The sequence below is a fragment of the Aridibaculum aurantiacum genome, from assembly GCF_017355875.1.
In the GTDB taxonomy this organism is placed as follows: Bacteria; Bacteroidota; Bacteroidia; order Chitinophagales; family Chitinophagaceae; genus Segetibacter; species Segetibacter aurantiacus.
Window position 1 is genome coordinate 14,409 of the sequence record NZ_JAFEWC010000001.1, and the last position, 18,908, is coordinate 33,316.

Consider the following 18,908-nt stretch of genomic DNA (forward strand, 5'->3'; position numbering starts at 1 on the left):
ATCAATACAATGCAGATACAATTACAGCAGGTAGTGCCAATACCGCTTCGCGAAAAGATATTGGCGAGGCAATCAGGTATATGGAATACGCAGGTGGTTTTTGCCCCTGGCGAATGGATAAAAATAAAAGCACCCAGTGGTACCGGTAAAACAACCTTGATGAATATGCTGTACAAGGTGCGCCACGATTACGAAGGCAATATCCTGTGGGGCATCAAAGATATCAGGAACATAAACGGCGTTGAGCTTGCTGAAAAAAGACAGCAACAGATGAGTGTCATCTTCCAGGACCTGCGGCTGTTTCCTAACCTTACTGCACGTGAAAACATAGAACTGAAGCGGGTAATGGGCAAACCGCTATATGAGGCAGGGGTGATAAATGAAATGGCAGAGCGATTAGGTGTAGCCGGTATACTTCATCAAAAAGCAGGCATTTGCAGCTATGGCGAACAGCAGCGGCTGGCCATCATCCGCTCGTTGATGCAGCCTTTCAAGTGGCTGATCATGGATGAGCCATTTAGCCATCTTGATAGTGAGAATACAAAAAAAGCTGCCGCCTTGATAGCTGAGGAATGTGCCAAGAGAAACGCAGGCTTTATTCTCACTGACCTGGATGATGATACCAACTTTAACTACACCCAATACTATACTTTATAACCCCGGCAGTTCATGTTTCACCAATTACTAAAAAAGATCATCAGGAGCGGGATAGGGAAAAGCAGGAGATTGATGGCAGCAACCGGTTTGTCTATAGCCATGCTGCTCATTTTTTCGGCGGTGCAGGTGCAGGTAAATTACAACGAGCTGCTGCACGGCGAAAGCAACCAGGACAGTATTGCCAACTTTTTGGTCATCAACAAGAAGATAGATGGCAACAGCAGCGATAATACATTAAGTGCTCAGCAGGTTGCTGAACTGCAGCAACAGCCTTTTATTGAAGAAGTAGGTCAACTTACAGCAAGTCGTTTCAAAGTGACGGCACAAAGCCCCAGCGACAACTTCCCTTTTTATACCGACCTGTTTTTTGAGAGCGTACCAAACAAGTTCATTGATGTTCAGTCAACAGATTGGAAGTGGGAGGAAGGTTCGCAAGTCATCCCGATGATCATTCCTAACCAGTTTTTAGACCTGTACAATTTTGGGTTCGCACCATCGCAAAACCTCATTCAGCTAACGCAGGGCATGGTCATGTCCATACCTATCATCATCAACATACATGGCAGCGGCCAGGTGGTGCAGTTTACCGGGAGGGTAGTGGGTTTCAGCGACCGTATATCTTCTGTGCTGGTGCCGGATAATTTTTTAAAATGGGCAAACCAGCGGTTTAGTGTAGGTGCAGAGTCAAGACCATCACGTGTGGTCATAAAAACAAATGATCCCGGCGATCCGCAGCTGGTGGAATATTTACAGGAAAAGGGGCTGGTAACGGATGCGGACAAAACCCGTTTTAGCAAGTACCGCCAGGTGGTAAATACGGTGGTCAATGCTTCATGGGTCACAGGTGCAACCATGCTATTGTTTGCGCTGCTGGTGTTCTCGCTGTTCATCCAGCTGACGATCGCTTCTACAAAAACAGAGATCAACCTGCTGATTACGCTTGGCACCTCGCCCAAGCAGCTGCAGCGTTTCCTGCTACGGCAGTTTATGCCGTTCAATATTATTATTACGCTTATTTGCCTGCTGGTGGTGGCGGTACTGCAGTGGTGGTTACAACGTTTCCTGCAGCAGCAGAACATGAACATCAGCCCGTGGATATCATATTATACTGTACTCACCGCTGCTCTTATTCTGCTGGTGCTTTGGCTGGTGAATACAAGAACCATCTATAAATACATAAAACAGGCAGAGGAATAAATTAGTAGAGGAAATAGAAAAAGCCACCCGCTGAGGTGGCTTTTCTTTTATTTATCAGATGGCTTATCGCCTTCCGGTGGTTTTTGATTTGGGCGCTGCTGCTGCGGTGGTCGTTGTTGCGGCGGCCTTTGTTGTTGCTGTTGTGGCCTTGGCTGCTGTGGTCCACGAGGCTGTTGTGGTCCACGCGGATTTTGATTTGGGCGTTGCTGCTGTTGCTGAGGCGCTTTTTGAGGTCCTGGTGCAGCATTTGGATTAGTGGCTGGCCTTTCTCTTGGTCCACGTTCACGCTGCTGTGGCCTCTGAGGCTGTGCAGCCCTGTCTTGCGGTGGCTGTGGTCCTTGTCCTTGCTGCCTTGGTTGCCCTTTGACTGCAGGTCTTCCTTCTCTTGCCTGCTGCTGCGGACGATTTCCAGCAGGTGCATTGCCACGTGGGCCGCTGTCCCTCCTGTCGCCACCACGCTGGTCGCGCTGGTCCCTGCTGTCTTTGTCTTTCCTTTTGCGGCTGTTGCGCTCCAGGCTGCGGAGGCTTATCTGCCCAACCACATCTACAAATTCAGGTTCTACTTCTTTTATCTTGTTCGAGATCACTTCTACCGGCTCCAGTTCATCAGGTTTTTCGCCGGCAGCGTTCATGCGTAAAATTTCTTTTACCCTGGCAATGGTAAGCGGGTAGTGCTTACTGCTGTCTGGCGTGGTATACCACATCAGGTTTTTGAAGATGTCCTTCTTCACCAGGTAGGCAGGGCTGCGGGTAATGTGTATCACATCCGCATTGTCCGGGAAATGCTGAAGCGCATCCAGGTAAGTATCCAGCTCGTAATTCAAACAGCATTTCAAGCGACCACACTGGCCGCTCAACTTGGTTTGATTGATCGATAAGTTCTGGTAACGCGCTGCAGTGGTATTCACGCTTTTAAAGTCAGTAAGCCATGTGGCGCAGCAAAGTTCGCGACCACAGCTTCCTATTCCTCCCACTTTGCCAGCTTCCTGGCGTGCACCAATCTGGCGCATTTCCACCTTCACTTTAAATTCGCCAGCAAATAATCTTATCAGTTCGCGAAAGTCTACACGGTCATCTGCTGTGTAGAAAAAGGTAGCTTTTTTACCGTCTGCCTGTATTTCTACTTCCGCCAGTTTCATGTCCAGGTTCAAGGTGCGGGCAATAGCACGGCTTCTTACCAGTGCCTCTTTCTCCCTTGCCTTATTCTCCACGAACTTATTGATGTCAGCTTCAGTGCTCCGGCGGATGATCTTTTTTAGCTGCGCGCTGTTCTCATCCACACCCTTCTTTTTGAGCTGTATCCTTACCAATTCTCCGCTTAAGGAAACTTCACCCACGTCTATTCCACTTACACCTTCCACTGTTACATATTCACCTTTCTCAAAGTGCTGGAGGGTAGCGTTTCGGTAAAAATCTTTGCGGCTACCGTTATTGAAGCTCAATTCTACAATCCGGCAAGTGCTTTCGGGGTCACTGAAAGGCAGGTTCATTAGCCAATCGTGAACATTCATTCGGTTGCAGCCACCGGTGCTGCAGCCCCCGTTACTTTTACATCCTCCTGGTTTTCCGCCTGTTGCGGTTCCACAACTTCCACATCCCATATCTATAGTTCGTATAAAAGATTAAATAATGCGGTAGCGCAAGAAAGGGGGAGAAATAATGAAGCAGATGCCAAACTGGTTGTTCGTGCTAAGAACACCATACCGGCTGCAGTGCTTTGTTGCTGTTAATATGTAGGAATATATCTTTTACTGTTGAATGAAAAAGCCAACCGGGCTCTTTCATTGCTGCACGCATACAAACTGCTCACTCATAAACTCTCTCCTCGCTTAGCGTGTATTGCAGGCAATACAGCTACCATAGCACCAAAAATAATGATTTATAATCAATGCTTAACGCAAACAAAAGCATTAACTAATGTGGGCGTTTGTAGGTAATGTGCAATAACGGGCTCAAAAACACCCATCTAGAGTTGTTGGGGGAGCAAAAGGCTATGGATTAGCCGCTGCTGTTACACAGAAACCTGCTTCTTTTTAAAGAAGGTTTCACAAGCTGCAGCTGCCAAAGAGGGAAATATGACCCTAAACCGCCTTCACCAGTACCCTATTTTTAATGATATGACTAATTTTGATAGTGAGCGCCAGGAACAACATTTTTGCGTTCGCGTTTCTTTCTATGTAGTAGGTGGCACTGTCCAGCTCGTGGATGATCGCCTGCTGCTGCGTTACACCGCTGATCTTATTTACCCGCTGCGCAAAATCAATTTCGGTTTCTGCCAGCGTTACGTGCTCCTGCCCCATTATCCGCAGCCGGATGCATTGCTCCAGTACGTGGTTGAAGTATTGTAAAAATTGCTTTTGTTTTTCCCGACCCATTTTCGCCACTTCGTCCACCCACTTCACCTGGGCTGCGGGACCGCCTTTTACCGTAGCATTCAACCACTCCCGTAGTTGTACCAGCCAGTCGTCTTCGGCATGCTGCATCAGTTGCAAGGCCTCGTGGTAATTTCCTTCAGAAAGACGGGCAATCATTTGTGCCTGCGCCGCCGACACCTGGTGGCGATCAATCAAGGCTTGTTCTACCTGTGGCGCATCCAGCAGCGGGATCTTTACCAGCTGCGTACGCGACAAGATGGTTTGCAGTATCTGCTCTTCTTTTTCTGCCACCAGGAGAAAGAGCGTATTGGCAGGTGGCTCCTCGATCAGCTTCAGCAGCTTATTTCCCTGGTTGCCCAGGTACTCAGGCATCCACATCACTAATATTTTGTATTCGCTTTCAAAGCTCTTCAGGCTCAGCTGGCGGATAATGTCGTTACATTCCTCTGCTGTAATATTTCCCTGTTTGTTATCGGCACCAATGAACTGAAGCCAATCGTAAGCATTTCCGTAAGGCTGTTGCTTTACAAATTCGCGCCATTCAGTAATAAAATCAGAGGATTTTGGTTTGTCGCCACTTTTCTTCGACACTACCGGGAAAGAGTAGTGGATATCAGGATGCACCAGTTGCTGCGCTTTTGTACAGGCAGGGCATACACCACAGGCATCCGTAAGCATAGCGGGGGCAACGGTCTCTGCAGGTTCATCAAAACCAAAAAGAGAAGGACCGGCAGGCTCAGGATTATTAGAACGATTTACTTTTTCGCAAACAATATATTGGGCAAATGCCAGTGCAAGCGGCAAACCGCCACTACCTTCTTTTCCTAAAAATAGTAAAGCATGACTCAGACGGTTATGGTTTATCATTTCCGCCAGGTGCTGCTTCACCTCTTCCTGTCCTATAACATCCTTAAAAAGCATGTGGCGAAGATAGGGGTGGTGCTACAGATTTTCCGGCTTTCTGTACAAAAGGAAATCCCCATCTACATCACAAGCAGCAGCAGCTTTAGCATTTCATTAAGTGCAACGGTTTCCTCAAAGCCATTGTCAGGAGGGCATTATTAAATAATAAAACCAACTACATATGAAACTGATTGTAGCACTACCATTAATGTTCCTCTTGTTTGGTGCATGTAAAAAATCCGCTGATGGCGTGGTGATAAAAGGAAAGCTCGTCCACCGCAGTTGCGCCACTGTAGCTGTGCAAGTTCTGGATACAGCTTTTTACCACCTGGGTCAGCCTATATGGCAGCAAGCACCCAACAAACCAGCGTACGAGCATGTGTTTTCAGTAGAGAATATTTGTTCATTTCCTTCAGCTGCAACGGTAGGACAGGAGATAACTTTTAAAGTGATCTCTACAGATCCTTCAATAAAAGAATGTGTTACTTGTGCTTTATGGGATAATCCGCCGGCTCAGAAGCAACTAATACAAGTTGTTTCTGTAGGAAAAGACAAATAAGGAAATCAGGCTTTACTGGTTAACGAGAAAATTCTAGCTTACAAGCCGGCATCAATCGTGCCGGCATTTTAATATGAAAATCTTGTTCAGCGTTCTATTGTTCAGCATTTCTTACAAGAGCTGCGACCAGCTGAAAACGAGCCCGGCTATTGTAAATGGTACAATAATCCACCGCAGCTGTGCTACCATTGCTGTGCAGGTATTGGATGAAACTCATTATAATTTGGGGCAGGCTTCGTGGCAACAAGGCAGCGGACAGCCAGTTTTTGAACATGTTTTTTCAGTAGCCAATCAATGTAGTTTTCCTGCAGAGGCTAAAGTGGGTGAGAAGATCAAGTTTGCAGTACTTGCCTCTGACAGCACTGCAGCGGATTGTATGCTTTGCGAGTTGTGGGATAACCCACCAAAGAAGAAGCAGTTGATAAAGGTGATCAAGTGACCACCTTTATCAACTGCTTTAAAAAGTTGTTTACCTATTTCAGGTATGCCAGTATCTCTTCGCTTTGCGGCTCTGTCTTGCTTGGGAAATATGCCAGCAGGTTTCCTTTTTCATCCAGCAGAAACTTGTTGAAATTCCATTTGATGGTAGCATCCAAAACTTCGTTATGGCGTTTTTCAGTAAGCCATGTAAAAAGTTCATGTCGATTTTCTCCTACTACATCCACCTTGGCTGTTAAAGGAAAAGTAACTCCGTAGTTCTTTTTGCAGAAAGAAGCGATCTCTTCATTGGTTCCTGGTTCCTGTCCACCAAAGTTGTTGGCCGGAACGCCTACTACTACCAGTTTGTCTTTGTGAGCCTGGTAAAGTTTTTCCAAACCTTCGTATTGGCGGGTATAGCCACATTCGCTGGCAGTATTTACTACAAGAATTTTCTTTCCCCTGTAGTCGCCAAAGTTGATGGTGCTGCCATCTATGGAAGCTAGCTGGAAGCGGTGGATATTGTTGGGAGCCCTGCTGCCTCCTGTTTCTGTACTTGTAGTTGTCTCCATAGTATTTGAAGTAGTTGTATTGCTATTTGTTCTTTGGGCAGAATTGCATGCTGCAAAAGCAAGTGCGGTTATAACAATAGGAAGAAGTCTCATGTTTTTATTTTAGATGATAACAAGAACTATACTTAAAAAGTTGCAGTCATTGTAGTTATTGAAGAAGATTAGTGTTCATAACACCCAATATCAGGGATGCCCGTACGCGTTTTGCCATCAAGATCTATCAGCGTACTTGTATTTACACCTATATTTATTGCAGGCGATTGAGCCGCTAAACGGAAATTAAAGATCCTGTTTCCAACATTGATACTATCAAAACGAGGAGATTCGTTTCTAAGACTGTTACTGAAAATCACCCCGGGTATTGCTGGATCTTCCTTTTGCTTATATAGAACATTGGTAAAAGTAACATTAAAAGGTGCTGTTGTTCCTTTGCTGTCGAGTACGATCTCGTTCTCTACTATTCCTCCTTCACCGTATATAATGCAATTAGTAAAATTAGCTGCAACTGGATTGGTGAGTGTTTGCGAAACCGCATTGGAGATGAAGAGCACCGGGTTCCTGTGCTGGATGTAGCTGTTGCCAATACTGGCTACCGTGCAGTGGGTAAAATTGTAGCTACCGCCTGCAGTAATCCCTATGTTGTTTCCGCAATTGCTTATCAGGCAATTGGTAGCATCGATGGTGGTAGCAATGCCAAGTATACCTACATCGTAAATATTGTCAATGATGGTTTGGTTGAGCCTGACCTTCGGCTGGTTGTTGCGTGCAGGAAGCTCTGAAATGATGCCTTGGTAAGCGTTTTTTATAATCGCGTAATTCAGCACATTATCTTGGCTGGAAGAAAGGAAATAGATGCCTGGCCAGCTTCCGGGGAAGTCGCGGTAATATTGATCTAACCGGTCGCCCTGGAAACGAACACGAAGGCTGTCTTCTTTTTCACCCATAACCTTCAGGCTGCCTCGTACTATGAAAGGCGCATCAGCATGATGATAGATCCTGCAGCCTTTATTGATGGTGAGCGTTACACTGCTATCGACCGTAACACCGCCAAGGATCACAAACGGCAGATCGTTGTTCCAGGTGGAGTCGCGGGTAATGCGGCGGTTGCGGTAAAAGTTGGCGTTCTGCCCAAAGGCATCAAGCTGTACGAAACGGGTGTTGCCATTAAATATGATCTGTATGCTGTCCTGCACTATGAAAGGAAGGTCTGCTGCATTAGGATTGATGGTAACAGTTACAAATACATAAATACTGTCATTAGGAGCTACCTCTATGTTTCTTACGGATGTACTTGCTGTTCCGTCTACATTCATCCTGAACGGCGAATTTGATCCACCCATCAGTTGCACAGATGACAACCGCAGCTTCTGGTCGTTGTGATTGAAGATTTTGAAAGATTGCGTGATGGAACCAGTGCTGGTAAAAACAGTATCGAAATGAAGTGTATCCTGCGATGTAGTCAGAAAGGCATCAGGAGATTCAATAAAGCCTGTTTTGCGGCATGCATTGACTATAAAGATTAATAGAACCGCCGCCACTATATTCCACAAATTTTTCATCTACTCAAAAGTAAAGGAAATGAGGAGAAGAAATGGTTATTGGCACTGTTGAAGAGAAAGGGTTCTTTATATAGTGTAAGCGAGTGTGGCTATGCTGAGATTGGTGCCGGCAACTTTCAATATTTCGCTGCCACAAGCTTCCAATGTAGCGCCGGTGGTTACCACATCATCTACCAGCAGCAGGTGTTTGCCCTGCAGCGCCGGTTCGTCTAAAACAGCAAATACACCATCCATGTTCTCCCACCTGTTTATCCTGCCCATCTGCGTCTGCGTTTCCGTATATACTTTTCGTATCACCACCTTGTCAATAACAGGTATATTGGTGACAGCCGCTATTCCATTGCAAAGAGCGGTAGCCTGGTTGTAGCCTCTTTTCTTTTCCTTCCTTGGGTTTAGTGGCAGCGGGATCATGGCATCTACTGTAGCAAATGCATTGTGTGCTTTTATTAGATAACCCAGCTGTTGACCAAGGTAATAGCCAATTTCCTGGTTGCCTCTATACTTCAGCTGAATGAGTAAGTGTTGCAGCAGTGATTGCTTGGTGAAAAAGTAACCTGCCGCCGCCTGGTAAACGTTCAGCCTGCCGTAAAAGATTTGTTCTACAGGATTGCCGGGATGTCCAAAGAAGTTTGTAACAGGAAGATCATTAAGACAGTGCAGGCACAGTTGCTGATCAGGAGCTAATATATCTGTACCGCAGCCAGTGCAAATGTGCGGGTAGAACATATGCAACAAATGGTCTATGGATGACTTCAGCAACTGCATCTACTAATCTACAAATCGTTTTGCTGAAAGTAAAGCAACTGGTTATAGATCCTGCTAAAACAACAACTGGTAAACCTCGCTTACCTGGGCTACAGCTACTACCTGTATACCTGATCCTTTGGCAAAGCCTTTTTTGTTGTACCGAGAAACGATGATCTTTTCAAAACCTAGCTTTTCTGCTTCGGCTATACGTTGTTCAATGCGGTTCACTGCGCGTATCTCACCATTCAAACCTACTTCACCGGCAAAGCAAATATTTTGCGGTAGTGGTACATCTTCGTAGCTGCTCAAGAGAGCACAGATAACAGCAAGGTCAGTAGACGGATCTTCTATTTTCAGTCCTCCCGCTATGTTTACAAAAACATCTTTTACGCCAAAATGAAAACCACCGCGTTTTTCTAGAACAGCAAGCAATAGTTGCAGCCTTCTCAAGTCAAAACCACTTACGGTTCTTTGAGGAGTACCATAAACACTCTGCGTCACCAACGCCTGTACCTCTATCAGCAGTGGTCTCAAGCCTTCTAAAGTAGCAGCTATGGCACTACCGCTTAGTTGTTCTTCTTTTTGTGTGATGAGAATTTCTGAAGGATTGGACACGCTGCGCATACCATCGCCACTCATTTCATAAATGCCGAGTTCTGCGGTACTTCCAAACCTGTTTTTTAGGGTACGTAGTATTCGGTATGCATAATGACGGTCCCCTTCAAACTGCAGAACAGTATCCACCATGTGCTCTAATATTTTAGGGCCTGCTATAGCGCCATCTTTTGTAATGTGACCAATAAGAATGACAGGCGTATTGGTCTCTTTAGCGAAACGTTGAAACTCAGCAGCACATATTCTTATTTGTGAAACACTACCTGCAGAAGACTCTACAAAATTTGATTGAAGGGTTTGGATGGAATCAACGATCACTAAATGAGGACGCACCTTCTTTATCTCCTGGAAAATAGTATTGGTGGTAGTTTCAGTAAGAAGGTAAAAGTTTTCGTTATCGTGGTTCAAACGGTTGGCCCGCATCTTTATTTGCTGCTCGCTTTCTTCACCACTTATGTATAAGGTTGTAATTCCTTTTAGCAGTAAACCTGCTTGCAGTAACAAGGTACTCTTACCAATGCCTGGCTCACCTGCAACCAATATTATACTTCCGGCAACTATGCCTCCACCTAATACGCGATTTAGTTCGGGGTCAGTTGTTGTTATCCTTTCTTCTTTTGTACTGGTTACATCATTTAGTAAAACTGTCTTGGTTAAACGAGGACTGTTGTTGTAATCATTCCATCCTTTGTCATTCTTGTCATTCCCTTTTTGAAGCACCTCTTCTACAAAGGAATTCCACGTGTTGCACGATGGACATTTGCCAAGCCACTTGGCACTTTCATGACCACAGTTGCTACAGAAAAAAGCAGTTTTTGATTTGCTCATGCGCTAAAGATAAGGATACAACTACCAGCAATGATTACGGCAGGTTCAGCTTTAAAGTAGCTGTATAAAGTTGATAAACAAAGAGGTAAGAAACATGATAAAAAAGAAAGGGTCGTCAAGAATGACGACCCCGTTTACTTACTAACCCATTAAATTCTGCCACTAAATTACAAATATGGTTCACATTTCAAAATTAAATTTAAGCCGTGTGAATAACTTTTGAACGTCATTATTCGCACTTGTGAGGCCTATATTTCTAGGTGAAATCTCTTCTTGTTGTGCTGGTATGGCAGGTTGAGAGAGCCTGTTTCGGACATTATGACTGATTTAACAGCGGAATTATCTCCTTGTTTTCAGCCTCAACGATTTGGTGGGTAAATTGCAAGAACAAATAAAAAACGACTATGCAATCAATAATGATCATATCCCTGATTTTCGTAGGCATCAGTTTCCTGGTGTCTTCTACGTTAAAGGGAAAGTTTGCGAAATATAGCCAGCTGCCATTGCGCAACGGAATGACAGGCAAGGAGATAGCTGAAAAAATGCTTCACGAAAACGGTATTTATAATGTGCAGGTGGTATCGGTGCAAGGTTATTTAACCGATCATTACGATCCTGCAAAGAGAACAGTAAACCTTAGCCCTGAAGTGTATGCGGGGAATAGTATAGCTGCGGCTGCGGTGGCGGCACACGAATGTGGACATGCTATACAACACGCTACAGCTTACCAATGGTTACAAATGCGGAGCAAGTTGGTGCCTGTGGTGCAGTTTAGCAGCGGCATTGTTCAATGGGTATTGCTTGCAGGTATACTTATGATCAATGTATTCCCGATGCTCCTGTTGGGTGGTATTATACTTTTTGCGCTGACGACCATATTTGCTTTTGTTACGCTGCCGGTAGAATTTGATGCCAGCCGTCGTGCCCTTGCCTGGTTGAATAACACCAATGTAACATCTGGCCAGCAGCATGAGCAAGCAAAAGATGCTTTAAAATGGGCTGCAATGACATATGTTGTTGCTGCTATCGCTTCGCTTGTTATCCTAATTCAGTATGTGCTGATCTTCCTTGGTGGAAGAAACAGGGAGTAATTTTATAGCTGATGATTTAAAAAGCCGGTAGCGATACCGGCTTTTTTATTTTACCCCTGTAGTTTTTTCTTCAAACAGCGGCAAGTAGTTGGGACTTTCTGTATCCTTAAGTTTGTCCCAAAAGGTAAAATACAGACCATAGTTATACCTAAACTGCTTGTGGTGTAGCGAGTGGTGCGTAGCGCCAATTAGCCACCTGCCTAACCAATGCCTGCTGAACCCTTGCGGGTAAACTTCAATCTCGAGATGATTGATAACACTGCTAAAGGTCATAATGGTCAATTGCAATAGCAGGACGTACACGTGCATAGGCAATACGAGAATGATCAGGGGGAGGATCAGTGACTGTAGCAGACCTTCTAATGGGTGAAATGAAAAAGCTGTCCAGGCACTGGTAGTATTGCTGTCATGGTGCACCTTGTGCAGCAGTTTAAACACCTTTGGCCGGTGCATCCACCGGTGAAGCCAGTAGTAATAGGTCTCGTGGATTATCATGGAAGCCAGCAGGCTAACAGGCAGGTACCACCATCCAAATGCTGCTACATCCGTATAAATTTTGGTGTGTCCATTTTGCCATAGTAAAGCTGTAAAGGCGCCTGCTATTGCAAAAATGAAAGAGGTGATCATCGACCAGCGTATCTCTGCAAGAAACTGCTTGCGGTTCACAGCTTTCTTCCCAAGGTTTCTTGAATGCCATTTTTCCTTGTTCCACACATAAAACCAAAGATGAAAAAGGCCGGCAATGAGAAAGTACCTGCCTATTACTACAAGCATAAAGAGGAGGGTAACAAACCCAAAAATCAATGGATCAGAAAGATCGGGTAGTTCAGCCATAAATTTAATTAACCTGTTCTGAAGGTATTTTGTTTGGGGGCTAAAACAAAAATACCCGGCTTAAAACCGGGCATTTCTTAAAATTTTATTTCTTCCTCATTGTGATCGTAAAAATGGAACTCTGTAAGATGGTATGTATTGTTCGGCAATACCTTGATCTTGGTCTTATACTTCCTGTTCCACTTATGGCGGATGGAATTAAAGAACCATCCTTTGGTAAGATGCGAATGGAGGATTGGATGGACATGAAGAGCAAGGTTCTTATGCTGGTGTGTCACCAGGTACAACAGTTTCTTTTCTATCTCATCTTCTAATAAGAGGGATGAAGCTATTTTACCTGTACCATTACATGCCGGGCAAAGTTCAGAGGTATTGATGTTCACCTCCGGGCGCATTCTCTGCCGGGTGATCTGCATCAATCCAAACTTAGAAATTGGCAGCACAGCATGCTTTGCTCTGTCTGGACGCATAAAACCGTCCATGGCATCCTGCAACTTTTTTTTGTTGTCAGGAAGCTTCATGTCAATGAAATCGACCACTATTATTCCGCCGATATCTCGAAGCCTGAGTTGGCGTGCTATTTCTTCAGCCGCTTCCAGGTTTGTTTGCAGCGCATTTTCTTCCTGGTTGTTGCTTACGCTTTTGTACCCACTGTTTACATCAATTACGTGCAAAGCTTCGGTGTGTTCTATTATCAGGTAGGCACCACTATTCAGGTTTACTGTTTTACCAAATGCACTTTTCACCTGTTTTGTTACACCGTAATTATCAAAAATTGCTGTGCCATTGTGGTAGTAGGTAACAATGTCTGCTTTCTCCGGTGCTATTTTCTGAATGTAGTTCCGGGTTTCTGCATACACAGTTTTATCATTAACCACTATTCGGTTAAAATCTTCGGTAAGCAGATCACGCAGCATACTGGTAGCTTTTGTCTGCTCACTTAGTATACGGGTAGGAGCAACAGCACCACGCAGGTTCTTCTGTATGCTCTTCCAAGTGTTTATCAGTGTAGTAAGATCTTCGTGAAGTTCAGCAGTATTCTTGCCTTCGGCGGCGGTGCGTACTATCACACCATAATTTTTCTGCTTGATGGCTTCTACAATCTTCTGCAGGCGCTTTCGCTCGTCGCTACTATGTATTTTTTTAGAAACAGCAACTATATCATTGAATGGAGTAAGTACAACAAAACGACCAGGTAGAGATATCTCGCAGCTTAAACGTGGTCCTTTGGCAGCAATTGGCTCTTTTAGAATTTGAACCAATACGTTTGGCTTGCCACCCAGTACTTCATTTATTTTACCGGTTTTTATAATCTCCGGTTCCACTTCGAACTTACTGAAGTCAAAACCACCTTCGCTCTTATCGTTCATCGCGTATTGCGTGAACTTCAAAATAGAACGGGCATATGGGCTGAGATCGGTATAGTGAAGAAAGGCATCCTTTTCGAAACCAACATCTATGAAGGCAGCATTTAAACCGGGAATAAGTTTTTTCACCTTACCCAGGTACAAGTCGCCAACACCAAAAGTGGCATCTGTTAGCTCATTGTGTAGCTCTACAAGCTTTTTATCTTCAAGTAAAGCTATTTCCACCCCTTGTGGGGTAGAGTTTATAATTAATTCTTTGTTCAAAACGCAACTTTTAAAAATTCACACACTGCTCCCGCAAAGGAGCAAATCCTTCTTCTCGTGTTGTTCCAACACAGAGGTATCCTGCCACTTTTAATTGAGATTGATAAGGAAAAGGTAAAAGTTGCAAAACAAGATGGTTGGTAAGACCAGTAGAAAGTAACAAATGCCGGAGATCAAGGTATAATCTCCGGCATAAGGAAATGACAGGATCAGAAAAAGAAAAGATTACTTTCTCTTCTTATGACGATTTTTTCTTAGTCTCTTTTTACGCTTGTGCGTAGCAATTTTATGACGCTTTCTTTTCTTTCCGCAAGGCATGTTCTAATTTATTTAAAATATAAAAAAACGGTTATTTCAATGTCTTTATCCTCTGTTCAAGTTCTTTCTTCACTTCAGGATTTGGAATTTTATCCTTGATATAGGTATACCACTTAATGGCATTTGCTTTATCTCCTTTCCTGTCGTACGATTCTGCAAGGTTGATGGCGGCTTCCAGGTTATCCGGCTCGTTGGCCATTACTATTGTAAATCTTTCAATAGCCCTATCATACTGTCCACTTCGTACACCACCCAATCCCAGTATTAGCTGCGCATACATATTATCCGGGTCCCTTTCAGCAATAGCTCTGATGGGTCCAATACCCTCCATTGGATTGTTGGAGATGTGTCCGAAAATATAACATGCACCTAAGCCAATTCTGCTGCTATCATTAGCAGGATTGAGTTGTAACGCTTGCTCAAAAAGAACTTTCGCATTGCTTGCCAACCATGTTTGCATAGCTGGTTCGCTCTCTGTTTTTAGGTTGTTTAAAAACAAATGGGCAGCAAAGGTGAGGGATTTTTCAGAATTTTCCAACTTGGCCGCTTCAGCGGTATAATGTGCATATGGTTCAAAAAGGCGGGCAGTATCGCCCCAGAAGGCTGCAAGTTGTTGATATGCCTTAAGTTGTTGATTTTTTACGTCGCCGCGTACTACTGAATTTTCTAAGGCTGTAACACGTTGGATCTGGTCCATATTCAGCCTTTCTTTGGCATGTTTCAGTAGATCATCTATATCTACAGCTTTTTCTGTATGTGGCGTATTTTCAGCTACTGTGGCTACTTTTTTAGCAGGAACAGTATTGCCAAACAAGAAGAGTAACACTGTGGCAATAGCACCAAAAGTTACCAGTAGGATTTGCTGTCTTTTCACGAAAGGCTTTTAATTTGGCGGCAAAAGTATACTAAATGCCTTTCATTCTGGTAAAGCTATACGTTAAAAGCAGCTGATGGCTTAAACTAAAAAAGGAAGTTTTAGGCTTCCTCTTTTCTTTTATTTTTTACCTCGCTTACAAATTCCTTTGCCGGTTTAAAGGCAGGAATGAAATGCTCCGGTATTTCTACGGCAACATTTCGCTTGATGTTTCTACCAATTTTGGCTGCGCGTTTTTTAGTTATAAAACTTCCAAAACCCCGGATGTAGATGTTTTCCCCGTTGGCCAAGCTTTCTTTCACCTCCTTGAACATTGTTTCTAATGTTACCAGTACATCCACTTTTGGAATGCCGGTCTTTTCAGAAATTTGATTTATCAGATCTGACTTTCTCATTGGGTTTTTGTTTTTCTTTTTTTAGCAGCTTTGCCTGGGTTTTCTTTCTTCTATCCAGGAATTTCTGCTTTAATATTTAGAACCCTTATTAATAGCATTACACATCAAAAATAAAAATAAAAGATGTAGCTGCGCACTGTAAATCAAATAGTTATTTGACTTATATAATTATTAGCTGATGCATAAACATCTTTTATAGCCTATGAAAAACCTGCACATGAATAAGCCTTATTTCCAGAACGAATTCATATACAAACTTCTAGACTGGCATGATTCTGAAAATAAAAGAACCATGCCATGGAAGGGTGAAAAAGACCCTTATAAAATTTGGCTAAGCGAGATTATTCTTCAGCAAACGCGTGTTGCACAAGGTCTTGCATACTACGAAAGATTTGTATCTGCGTTTCCTACCATACAAGCCTTAGCCAGTGCCCCTGATACGGAGGTTTATAAACTATGGGAGGGTTTAGGTTATTATTCCCGGTGCAGGAACTTAATAGCTACTGCCAGAGAGGTGGCTGCTCAAGGTCATTTTCCATCTTCTTACGAAACACTTTTACAATTAAAAGGAGTTGGACCATATACCGCCGCCGCCATTGCTTCGTTTGCTTTTGGCTTACCGCATGCCGTTGTGGATGGTAATGTGTACCGGGTGCTGTCAAGATACTTTGGGGAAAGTGTACCTATAGACTCCACAAAAGGAAAGCAGCTCTTCAATGAGTTGGCTACTAAACTTTTATACCAACCCGAACCGGCCAAGTATAACCAAGCTATCATGGATTTCGGAGCTATCGTATGTACGCCTCAACAGCCAGCTTGCGAAGCTTGTCCTTTGCAATACAGGTGTATCGCCTATCAAAAAGGAAAGGTTGACCTGCTGCCTGTAAAAGAAAAGGTGATGGTAATAAAGCATCGCTGGTTTTACTACTTTGTTTTTTTATACCAGGGGCACGTAATGGTGCGCCAAAGGTTGGGTAAAGACATCTGGCAAAACCTCCATGAGTTCTACTTGATTGAATCTTCAAAAAGGCAACAATTGACCAGACCGCAGGTTATAAAGCTATTACATCAAATTGAAATAAAAGATTTCTCGTTACTTGAAATAATACAGGAACATAAGCAACAACTAACCCATCAATCACTTGTAATACAGCTTGCGATAGTGCGAGTGCATGAACATCCAAAGACGCTAAATGAGTTTTCGTTAATAGACCCGGGTAAGATGGATGACATAGCTTTTCCAAAAACCTTAAAAGCCTTTGTTCCTCATATACAATCACTGGTTCAATCTGCTGGTTAGAAATGAAAAATTGCATGGACGAAGACGCATGATGTACACTTGTTTTGATTCATATATTAGAAAAAGAACAATTTTTTTTTTCACCTTGAATTGTGTCGCAAAAACAATTAATTTTAAAAGGCTAACCTATCATCAGGCGATTAATCATTAAATAAGATCATCATGAGAGGTGTAAACAGAGTAATGCTAATTGGCAATCTTGGTAAAGATCCGGACGTACAATACCTGGAAGGAAACATTGGTGTAGCAAAATTTAGTTTAGCAACTACGGAGACCTATAAGGATCGTGGGGGCAAGCTTGTTTCGCAAACAGAATGGCATACTGTAGTGCTATGGCGCGGACTTGCAGAACTTGCCCAGAAATACTTACACAAAGGAAGCCTTGTTTACATAGAAGGTAGATTAAGAACCCGCAGTTGGGAGGATAAAGAAGGAAATAAAAAATTTGCTACAGAGGTTGTTGGTGACAACCTGATAATGCTGGATAAGCGCGGCGAAGGCCATGGTTTACATAACATTGCACATCACGATACTCTAGAAGGTATGACCAGTGCAGACATGCCACCCATAGGTGAACCTTCGGAAGATCTTCCTTTTTAAGTGAACCCATTTATATATTTGTGTACAAAAACATGCTGGCAAACTTTTTAAGCGCCAGTTATTATTCATCAAAAACTTGATTTTGGATCATCACTCGGTACTTATTTATAAATTTCTTCCTGCTTATTTTGCTGCCATCACCCCCCAGGCTACTACTATTTTAATATTCCTGCTACTGTTTTTCCTGGTGATCTCGTTTTTTGTTTCAGGAGCTGAGGTTGCATTTTTTTCGCTTACATACAAAGATGTAAATATGCTGAAGACCAAGCAGCAACGTTCGTACAAACGAATAGTTGACCTGCTTGAACAGCCTAAAACATTGCTGGCTTCATTGCTGATAGCTAATAGCTTTGTCAACATTGCTATTATCATCATCTCCAACTTTGTGATAGATGAAATGATACCGCTCAACAACCAGTTATGGTGGGTTGAGTTTTTGATCAAAGTAGTTACAGTTACTTTTCTATTGGTGCTTTTTGGTGAAGTAATGCCTAAAGTAATGGCTACTCAAAATAATATCAGGTTTGCAAAAGATGCCGGGCCGTTAGTTGAAACCATCTCTTACCTTTTCAGAGGTTTTAGTAAACGACTCGTCTTTACCTCCGATTTTATAGAGCGTAAACTAGCAAAGAAATCCAGCTCATCTTATAGCCTAGAAGAACTTGATCATGCAATTGATATTACTTCCGAAACGGAAGCATCAGCCAAGGAAAAGAACATTTTGAAAGGGATTGTGAAGTTTGGTAATATTTCAGCCAAGCAAGTTATGAAAGCGCGGCTGGATGTTAGCGGTCTTGAATATGACACCACATTTGGCGACCTGGTGAAAAAGGTGGAAGAGCTGCACTATAGCAGGTTACCGGTTTTCAAGGAAGATATGGATGAAGTGGTTGGTATGATTCATACGAAAGATCTACTTCCTTTTTTAGATAAGCCCGATGACTTTGACTGGCACCCGATCATGCGTCCTCCTTACTTTATCCATGAGCAAAAAATGATAGAAGACCTGCTGAAGGACTTCCAGACCAAGCGAATACATTTTGCTATAGTGGTAGATGAATTTGGCGGCACCAGCGGTATCGTTACACTGGAAGATATCATGGAAGAGATCATTGGTGACATAAAAGATGAATTTGATGAAGAGGACATTGCTCACGTTAAAATAGATGAACACAATTACATCTTTGAAGGCAAGACAATGATCAACGATGTCTGCAGGCTGATGGAACTGCCATCGGAAACTTTTGATGAAGTGCGCGGAGAAAGTGAATCGCTGGCAGGACTGGTATTAGAACTTGCAGGTGATATTCCGCACCGTGACCAGGTAATCACTTCAGGCGATTTTCTATTTACCGTAATGGAAGTGGAGAAAAATCGTTTGCAAAAAATTAAGGTCACCATTCAGCAACAAGCACCTGAGGAAGTGTAGTTTTGAA

The 18,908-nt window shown here is 43.3% G+C and carries 18 protein-coding genes; 8 read left to right on the plus strand and 10 right to left on the minus strand.

Features of this window, described 5'->3' with window-relative positions; translation table 11 throughout:
* The first annotated feature begins 9 nt into the window (after positions 1-9).
* Together J4N22_RS00080 and J4N22_RS00085 are read left to right on the plus strand one after the other, a co-directional pair.
* Complete coding sequence (locus J4N22_RS00080; RefSeq protein ID WP_207491421.1) at positions 10-657, plus strand: ATP-binding cassette domain-containing protein; 648 nt, start codon at positions 10-12, stop codon at positions 655-657.
* A 12-nt stretch (positions 658-669) separates the two neighbouring features.
* Positions 670-1,854 carry an FtsX-like permease family protein gene (locus tag J4N22_RS00085; RefSeq protein WP_207491423.1) on the plus strand — a complete coding sequence of 395 codons (1,185 nt, stop codon included), beginning with the start codon at positions 670-672 and terminating at the stop codon, positions 1,852-1,854.
* A gap of 47 nt (positions 1,855-1,901) precedes the next feature.
* Here J4N22_RS00085 and J4N22_RS00090 read toward each other — a convergent pair whose 3' ends face one another.
* Complete coding sequence (locus tag J4N22_RS00090) at positions 1,902-3,365, minus strand: PSP1 domain-containing protein (RefSeq protein WP_242691999.1); 1,464 nt, start codon at positions 3,363-3,365, stop codon at positions 1,902-1,904.
* Between the two features lie 570 nt (positions 3,366-3,935).
* Complete coding sequence (locus tag J4N22_RS00095; RefSeq protein WP_207491427.1) at positions 3,936-5,150, minus strand: DNA polymerase III subunit; 1,215 nt, start codon at positions 5,148-5,150, stop codon at positions 3,936-3,938.
* Positions 5,151-5,313: 163 nt separating this feature from the next.
* Here J4N22_RS00095 and J4N22_RS00100 point away from each other — a divergent pair, with 163 nt between their 5' ends.
* Both J4N22_RS00100 and J4N22_RS00105 read left to right on the plus strand, forming a co-directional pair.
* Positions 5,314-5,691 (plus strand): hypothetical protein, encoded by a 378-nt coding sequence (locus J4N22_RS00100; protein WP_207491429.1) that lies wholly within the window; start codon positions 5,314-5,316, stop codon positions 5,689-5,691.
* Positions 5,692-5,764: 73 nt separating this feature from the next.
* Positions 5,765-6,130 (plus strand): hypothetical protein, encoded by a 366-nt coding sequence (locus J4N22_RS00105; protein WP_207491431.1) that lies wholly within the window; start codon positions 5,765-5,767, stop codon positions 6,128-6,130.
* A 34-nt stretch (positions 6,131-6,164) separates the two neighbouring features.
* Here J4N22_RS00105 and J4N22_RS00110 read toward each other — a convergent pair whose 3' ends face one another.
* The 4 genes from J4N22_RS00110 to radA form a co-directional block, all read right to left on the minus strand.
* Positions 6,165-6,773 (minus strand): glutathione peroxidase, encoded by a 609-nt coding sequence (locus tag J4N22_RS00110; protein ID WP_242692000.1) that lies wholly within the window; start codon positions 6,771-6,773, stop codon positions 6,165-6,167.
* 68 nt (positions 6,774-6,841) lie between these two features.
* Positions 6,842-8,239 carry a choice-of-anchor Q domain-containing protein gene (locus tag J4N22_RS00115; RefSeq protein ID WP_207491433.1) on the minus strand — a complete coding sequence of 466 codons (1,398 nt, stop codon included), beginning with the start codon at positions 8,237-8,239 and terminating at the stop codon, positions 6,842-6,844.
* A 66-nt stretch (positions 8,240-8,305) separates the two neighbouring features.
* Complete coding sequence (locus J4N22_RS00120) at positions 8,306-8,965, minus strand: ComF family protein (RefSeq protein ID WP_242692001.1); 660 nt, start codon at positions 8,963-8,965, stop codon at positions 8,306-8,308.
* Positions 8,966-9,058: 93 nt separating this feature from the next.
* The gene (radA, locus tag J4N22_RS00125; protein ID WP_207491437.1) at positions 9,059-10,429 is read right to left on the minus strand and encodes a DNA repair protein RadA; all 1,371 of its coding nucleotides are present in this window, start codon (positions 10,427-10,429) and stop codon (positions 9,059-9,061) included.
* Between the two features lie 404 nt (positions 10,430-10,833).
* Here radA and J4N22_RS00130 point away from each other — a divergent pair, with 404 nt between their 5' ends.
* On the plus strand, positions 10,834-11,520 hold the full coding sequence (locus J4N22_RS00130; protein ID WP_207491439.1) for a zinc metallopeptidase: 687 nt from the start codon (positions 10,834-10,836) through the stop codon (positions 11,518-11,520).
* A 45-nt stretch (positions 11,521-11,565) separates the two neighbouring features.
* Here J4N22_RS00130 and J4N22_RS00135 read toward each other — a convergent pair whose 3' ends face one another.
* The 4 genes from J4N22_RS00135 to J4N22_RS00150 form a co-directional block, all read right to left on the minus strand.
* The gene (locus J4N22_RS00135; RefSeq protein WP_242692002.1) at positions 11,566-12,354 is read right to left on the minus strand and encodes a sterol desaturase family protein; all 789 of its coding nucleotides are present in this window, start codon (positions 12,352-12,354) and stop codon (positions 11,566-11,568) included.
* Positions 12,355-12,431: 77 nt separating this feature from the next.
* Entirely contained in the window at positions 12,432-13,985 is a 1,554-nt protein-coding gene (locus J4N22_RS00140) for an Rne/Rng family ribonuclease (RefSeq protein ID WP_207491441.1), read from the minus strand.
* A 349-nt stretch (positions 13,986-14,334) separates the two neighbouring features.
* Complete coding sequence (locus J4N22_RS00145) at positions 14,335-15,177, minus strand: tetratricopeptide repeat protein (protein WP_207491443.1); 843 nt, start codon at positions 15,175-15,177, stop codon at positions 14,335-14,337.
* 101 nt (positions 15,178-15,278) lie between these two features.
* Positions 15,279-15,572 carry an HU family DNA-binding protein gene (locus J4N22_RS00150; RefSeq protein ID WP_207491445.1) on the minus strand — a complete coding sequence of 98 codons (294 nt, stop codon included), beginning with the start codon at positions 15,570-15,572 and terminating at the stop codon, positions 15,279-15,281.
* Positions 15,573-15,789: 217 nt separating this feature from the next.
* On the opposite strand from J4N22_RS00150, the gene mutY reads away from it, so the two are divergent.
* The 3 genes from mutY to gldE all read left to right on the plus strand — a co-directional run bounded on the left by mutY (position 15,790) and on the right by gldE (position 18,901).
* A complete protein-coding gene (mutY, locus tag J4N22_RS00155) occupies positions 15,790-16,872 on the plus strand; it encodes an A/G-specific adenine glycosylase (RefSeq protein WP_207491447.1) in 1,083 nt (360 codons plus the stop codon).
* Between the two features lie 162 nt (positions 16,873-17,034).
* Entirely contained in the window at positions 17,035-17,472 is a 438-nt protein-coding gene (locus J4N22_RS00160) for a single-stranded DNA-binding protein (RefSeq protein WP_207491449.1), read from the plus strand.
* 82 nt (positions 17,473-17,554) lie between these two features.
* Positions 17,555-18,901, plus strand: coding sequence for a gliding motility-associated protein GldE (gene gldE, locus J4N22_RS00165; RefSeq protein ID WP_207491452.1), 1,347 nt, complete (start codon positions 17,555-17,557; stop codon positions 18,899-18,901).
* The last annotated feature ends 7 nt before the right edge of the window (positions 18,902-18,908 follow it).

What these genes read in the sequence shown, in the direction of transcription:
- J4N22_RS00135 (WP_242692002.1), bottom strand. Translation starts at nt 12,354, where the DNA reads ATGGCTGAACTACCCGATCTTTCTGATCCATTGATTTTTGGGTTTGTT.
- J4N22_RS00115 (WP_207491433.1), bottom strand. Translation starts at nt 8,239, where the DNA reads ATGAAAAATTTGTGGAATATAGTGGCGGCGGTTCTATTAATCTTTATA.
- J4N22_RS00085 (WP_207491423.1), top strand. Translation starts at nt 670, where the DNA reads ATGTTTCACCAATTACTAAAAAAGATCATCAGGAGCGGGATAGGGAAA.
- J4N22_RS00090 (WP_242691999.1), bottom strand. Translation starts at nt 3,365, where the DNA reads ATGAATGTTCACGATTGGCTAATGAACCTGCCTTTCAGTGACCCCGAA.
- J4N22_RS00105 (WP_207491431.1), top strand. Translation starts at nt 5,765, where the DNA reads ATGAAAATCTTGTTCAGCGTTCTATTGTTCAGCATTTCTTACAAGAGC.
- J4N22_RS00080 (WP_207491421.1), top strand. Translation starts at nt 10, where the DNA reads ATGCAGATACAATTACAGCAGGTAGTGCCAATACCGCTTCGCGAAAAG.
- J4N22_RS00150 (WP_207491445.1), bottom strand. Translation starts at nt 15,572, where the DNA reads ATGAGAAAGTCAGATCTGATAAATCAAATTTCTGAAAAGACCGGCATT.
- J4N22_RS00110 (WP_242692000.1), bottom strand. Translation starts at nt 6,773, where the DNA reads ATGAGACTTCTTCCTATTGTTATAACCGCACTTGCTTTTGCAGCATGC.
- J4N22_RS00160 (WP_207491449.1), top strand. Translation starts at nt 17,035, where the DNA reads ATGAGAGGTGTAAACAGAGTAATGCTAATTGGCAATCTTGGTAAAGAT.
- radA (WP_207491437.1), bottom strand. Translation starts at nt 10,429, where the DNA reads ATGAGCAAATCAAAAACTGCTTTTTTCTGTAGCAACTGTGGTCATGAA.
- mutY (WP_207491447.1), top strand. Translation starts at nt 15,790, where the DNA reads ATGAATAAGCCTTATTTCCAGAACGAATTCATATACAAACTTCTAGAC.
- J4N22_RS00100 (WP_207491429.1), top strand. Translation starts at nt 5,314, where the DNA reads ATGAAACTGATTGTAGCACTACCATTAATGTTCCTCTTGTTTGGTGCA.
- J4N22_RS00130 (WP_207491439.1), top strand. Translation starts at nt 10,834, where the DNA reads ATGCAATCAATAATGATCATATCCCTGATTTTCGTAGGCATCAGTTTC.
- J4N22_RS00120 (WP_242692001.1), bottom strand. Translation starts at nt 8,965, where the DNA reads ATGTTCTACCCGCACATTTGCACTGGCTGCGGTACAGATATATTAGCT.
- J4N22_RS00095 (WP_207491427.1), bottom strand. Translation starts at nt 5,150, where the DNA reads ATGCTTTTTAAGGATGTTATAGGACAGGAAGAGGTGAAGCAGCACCTG.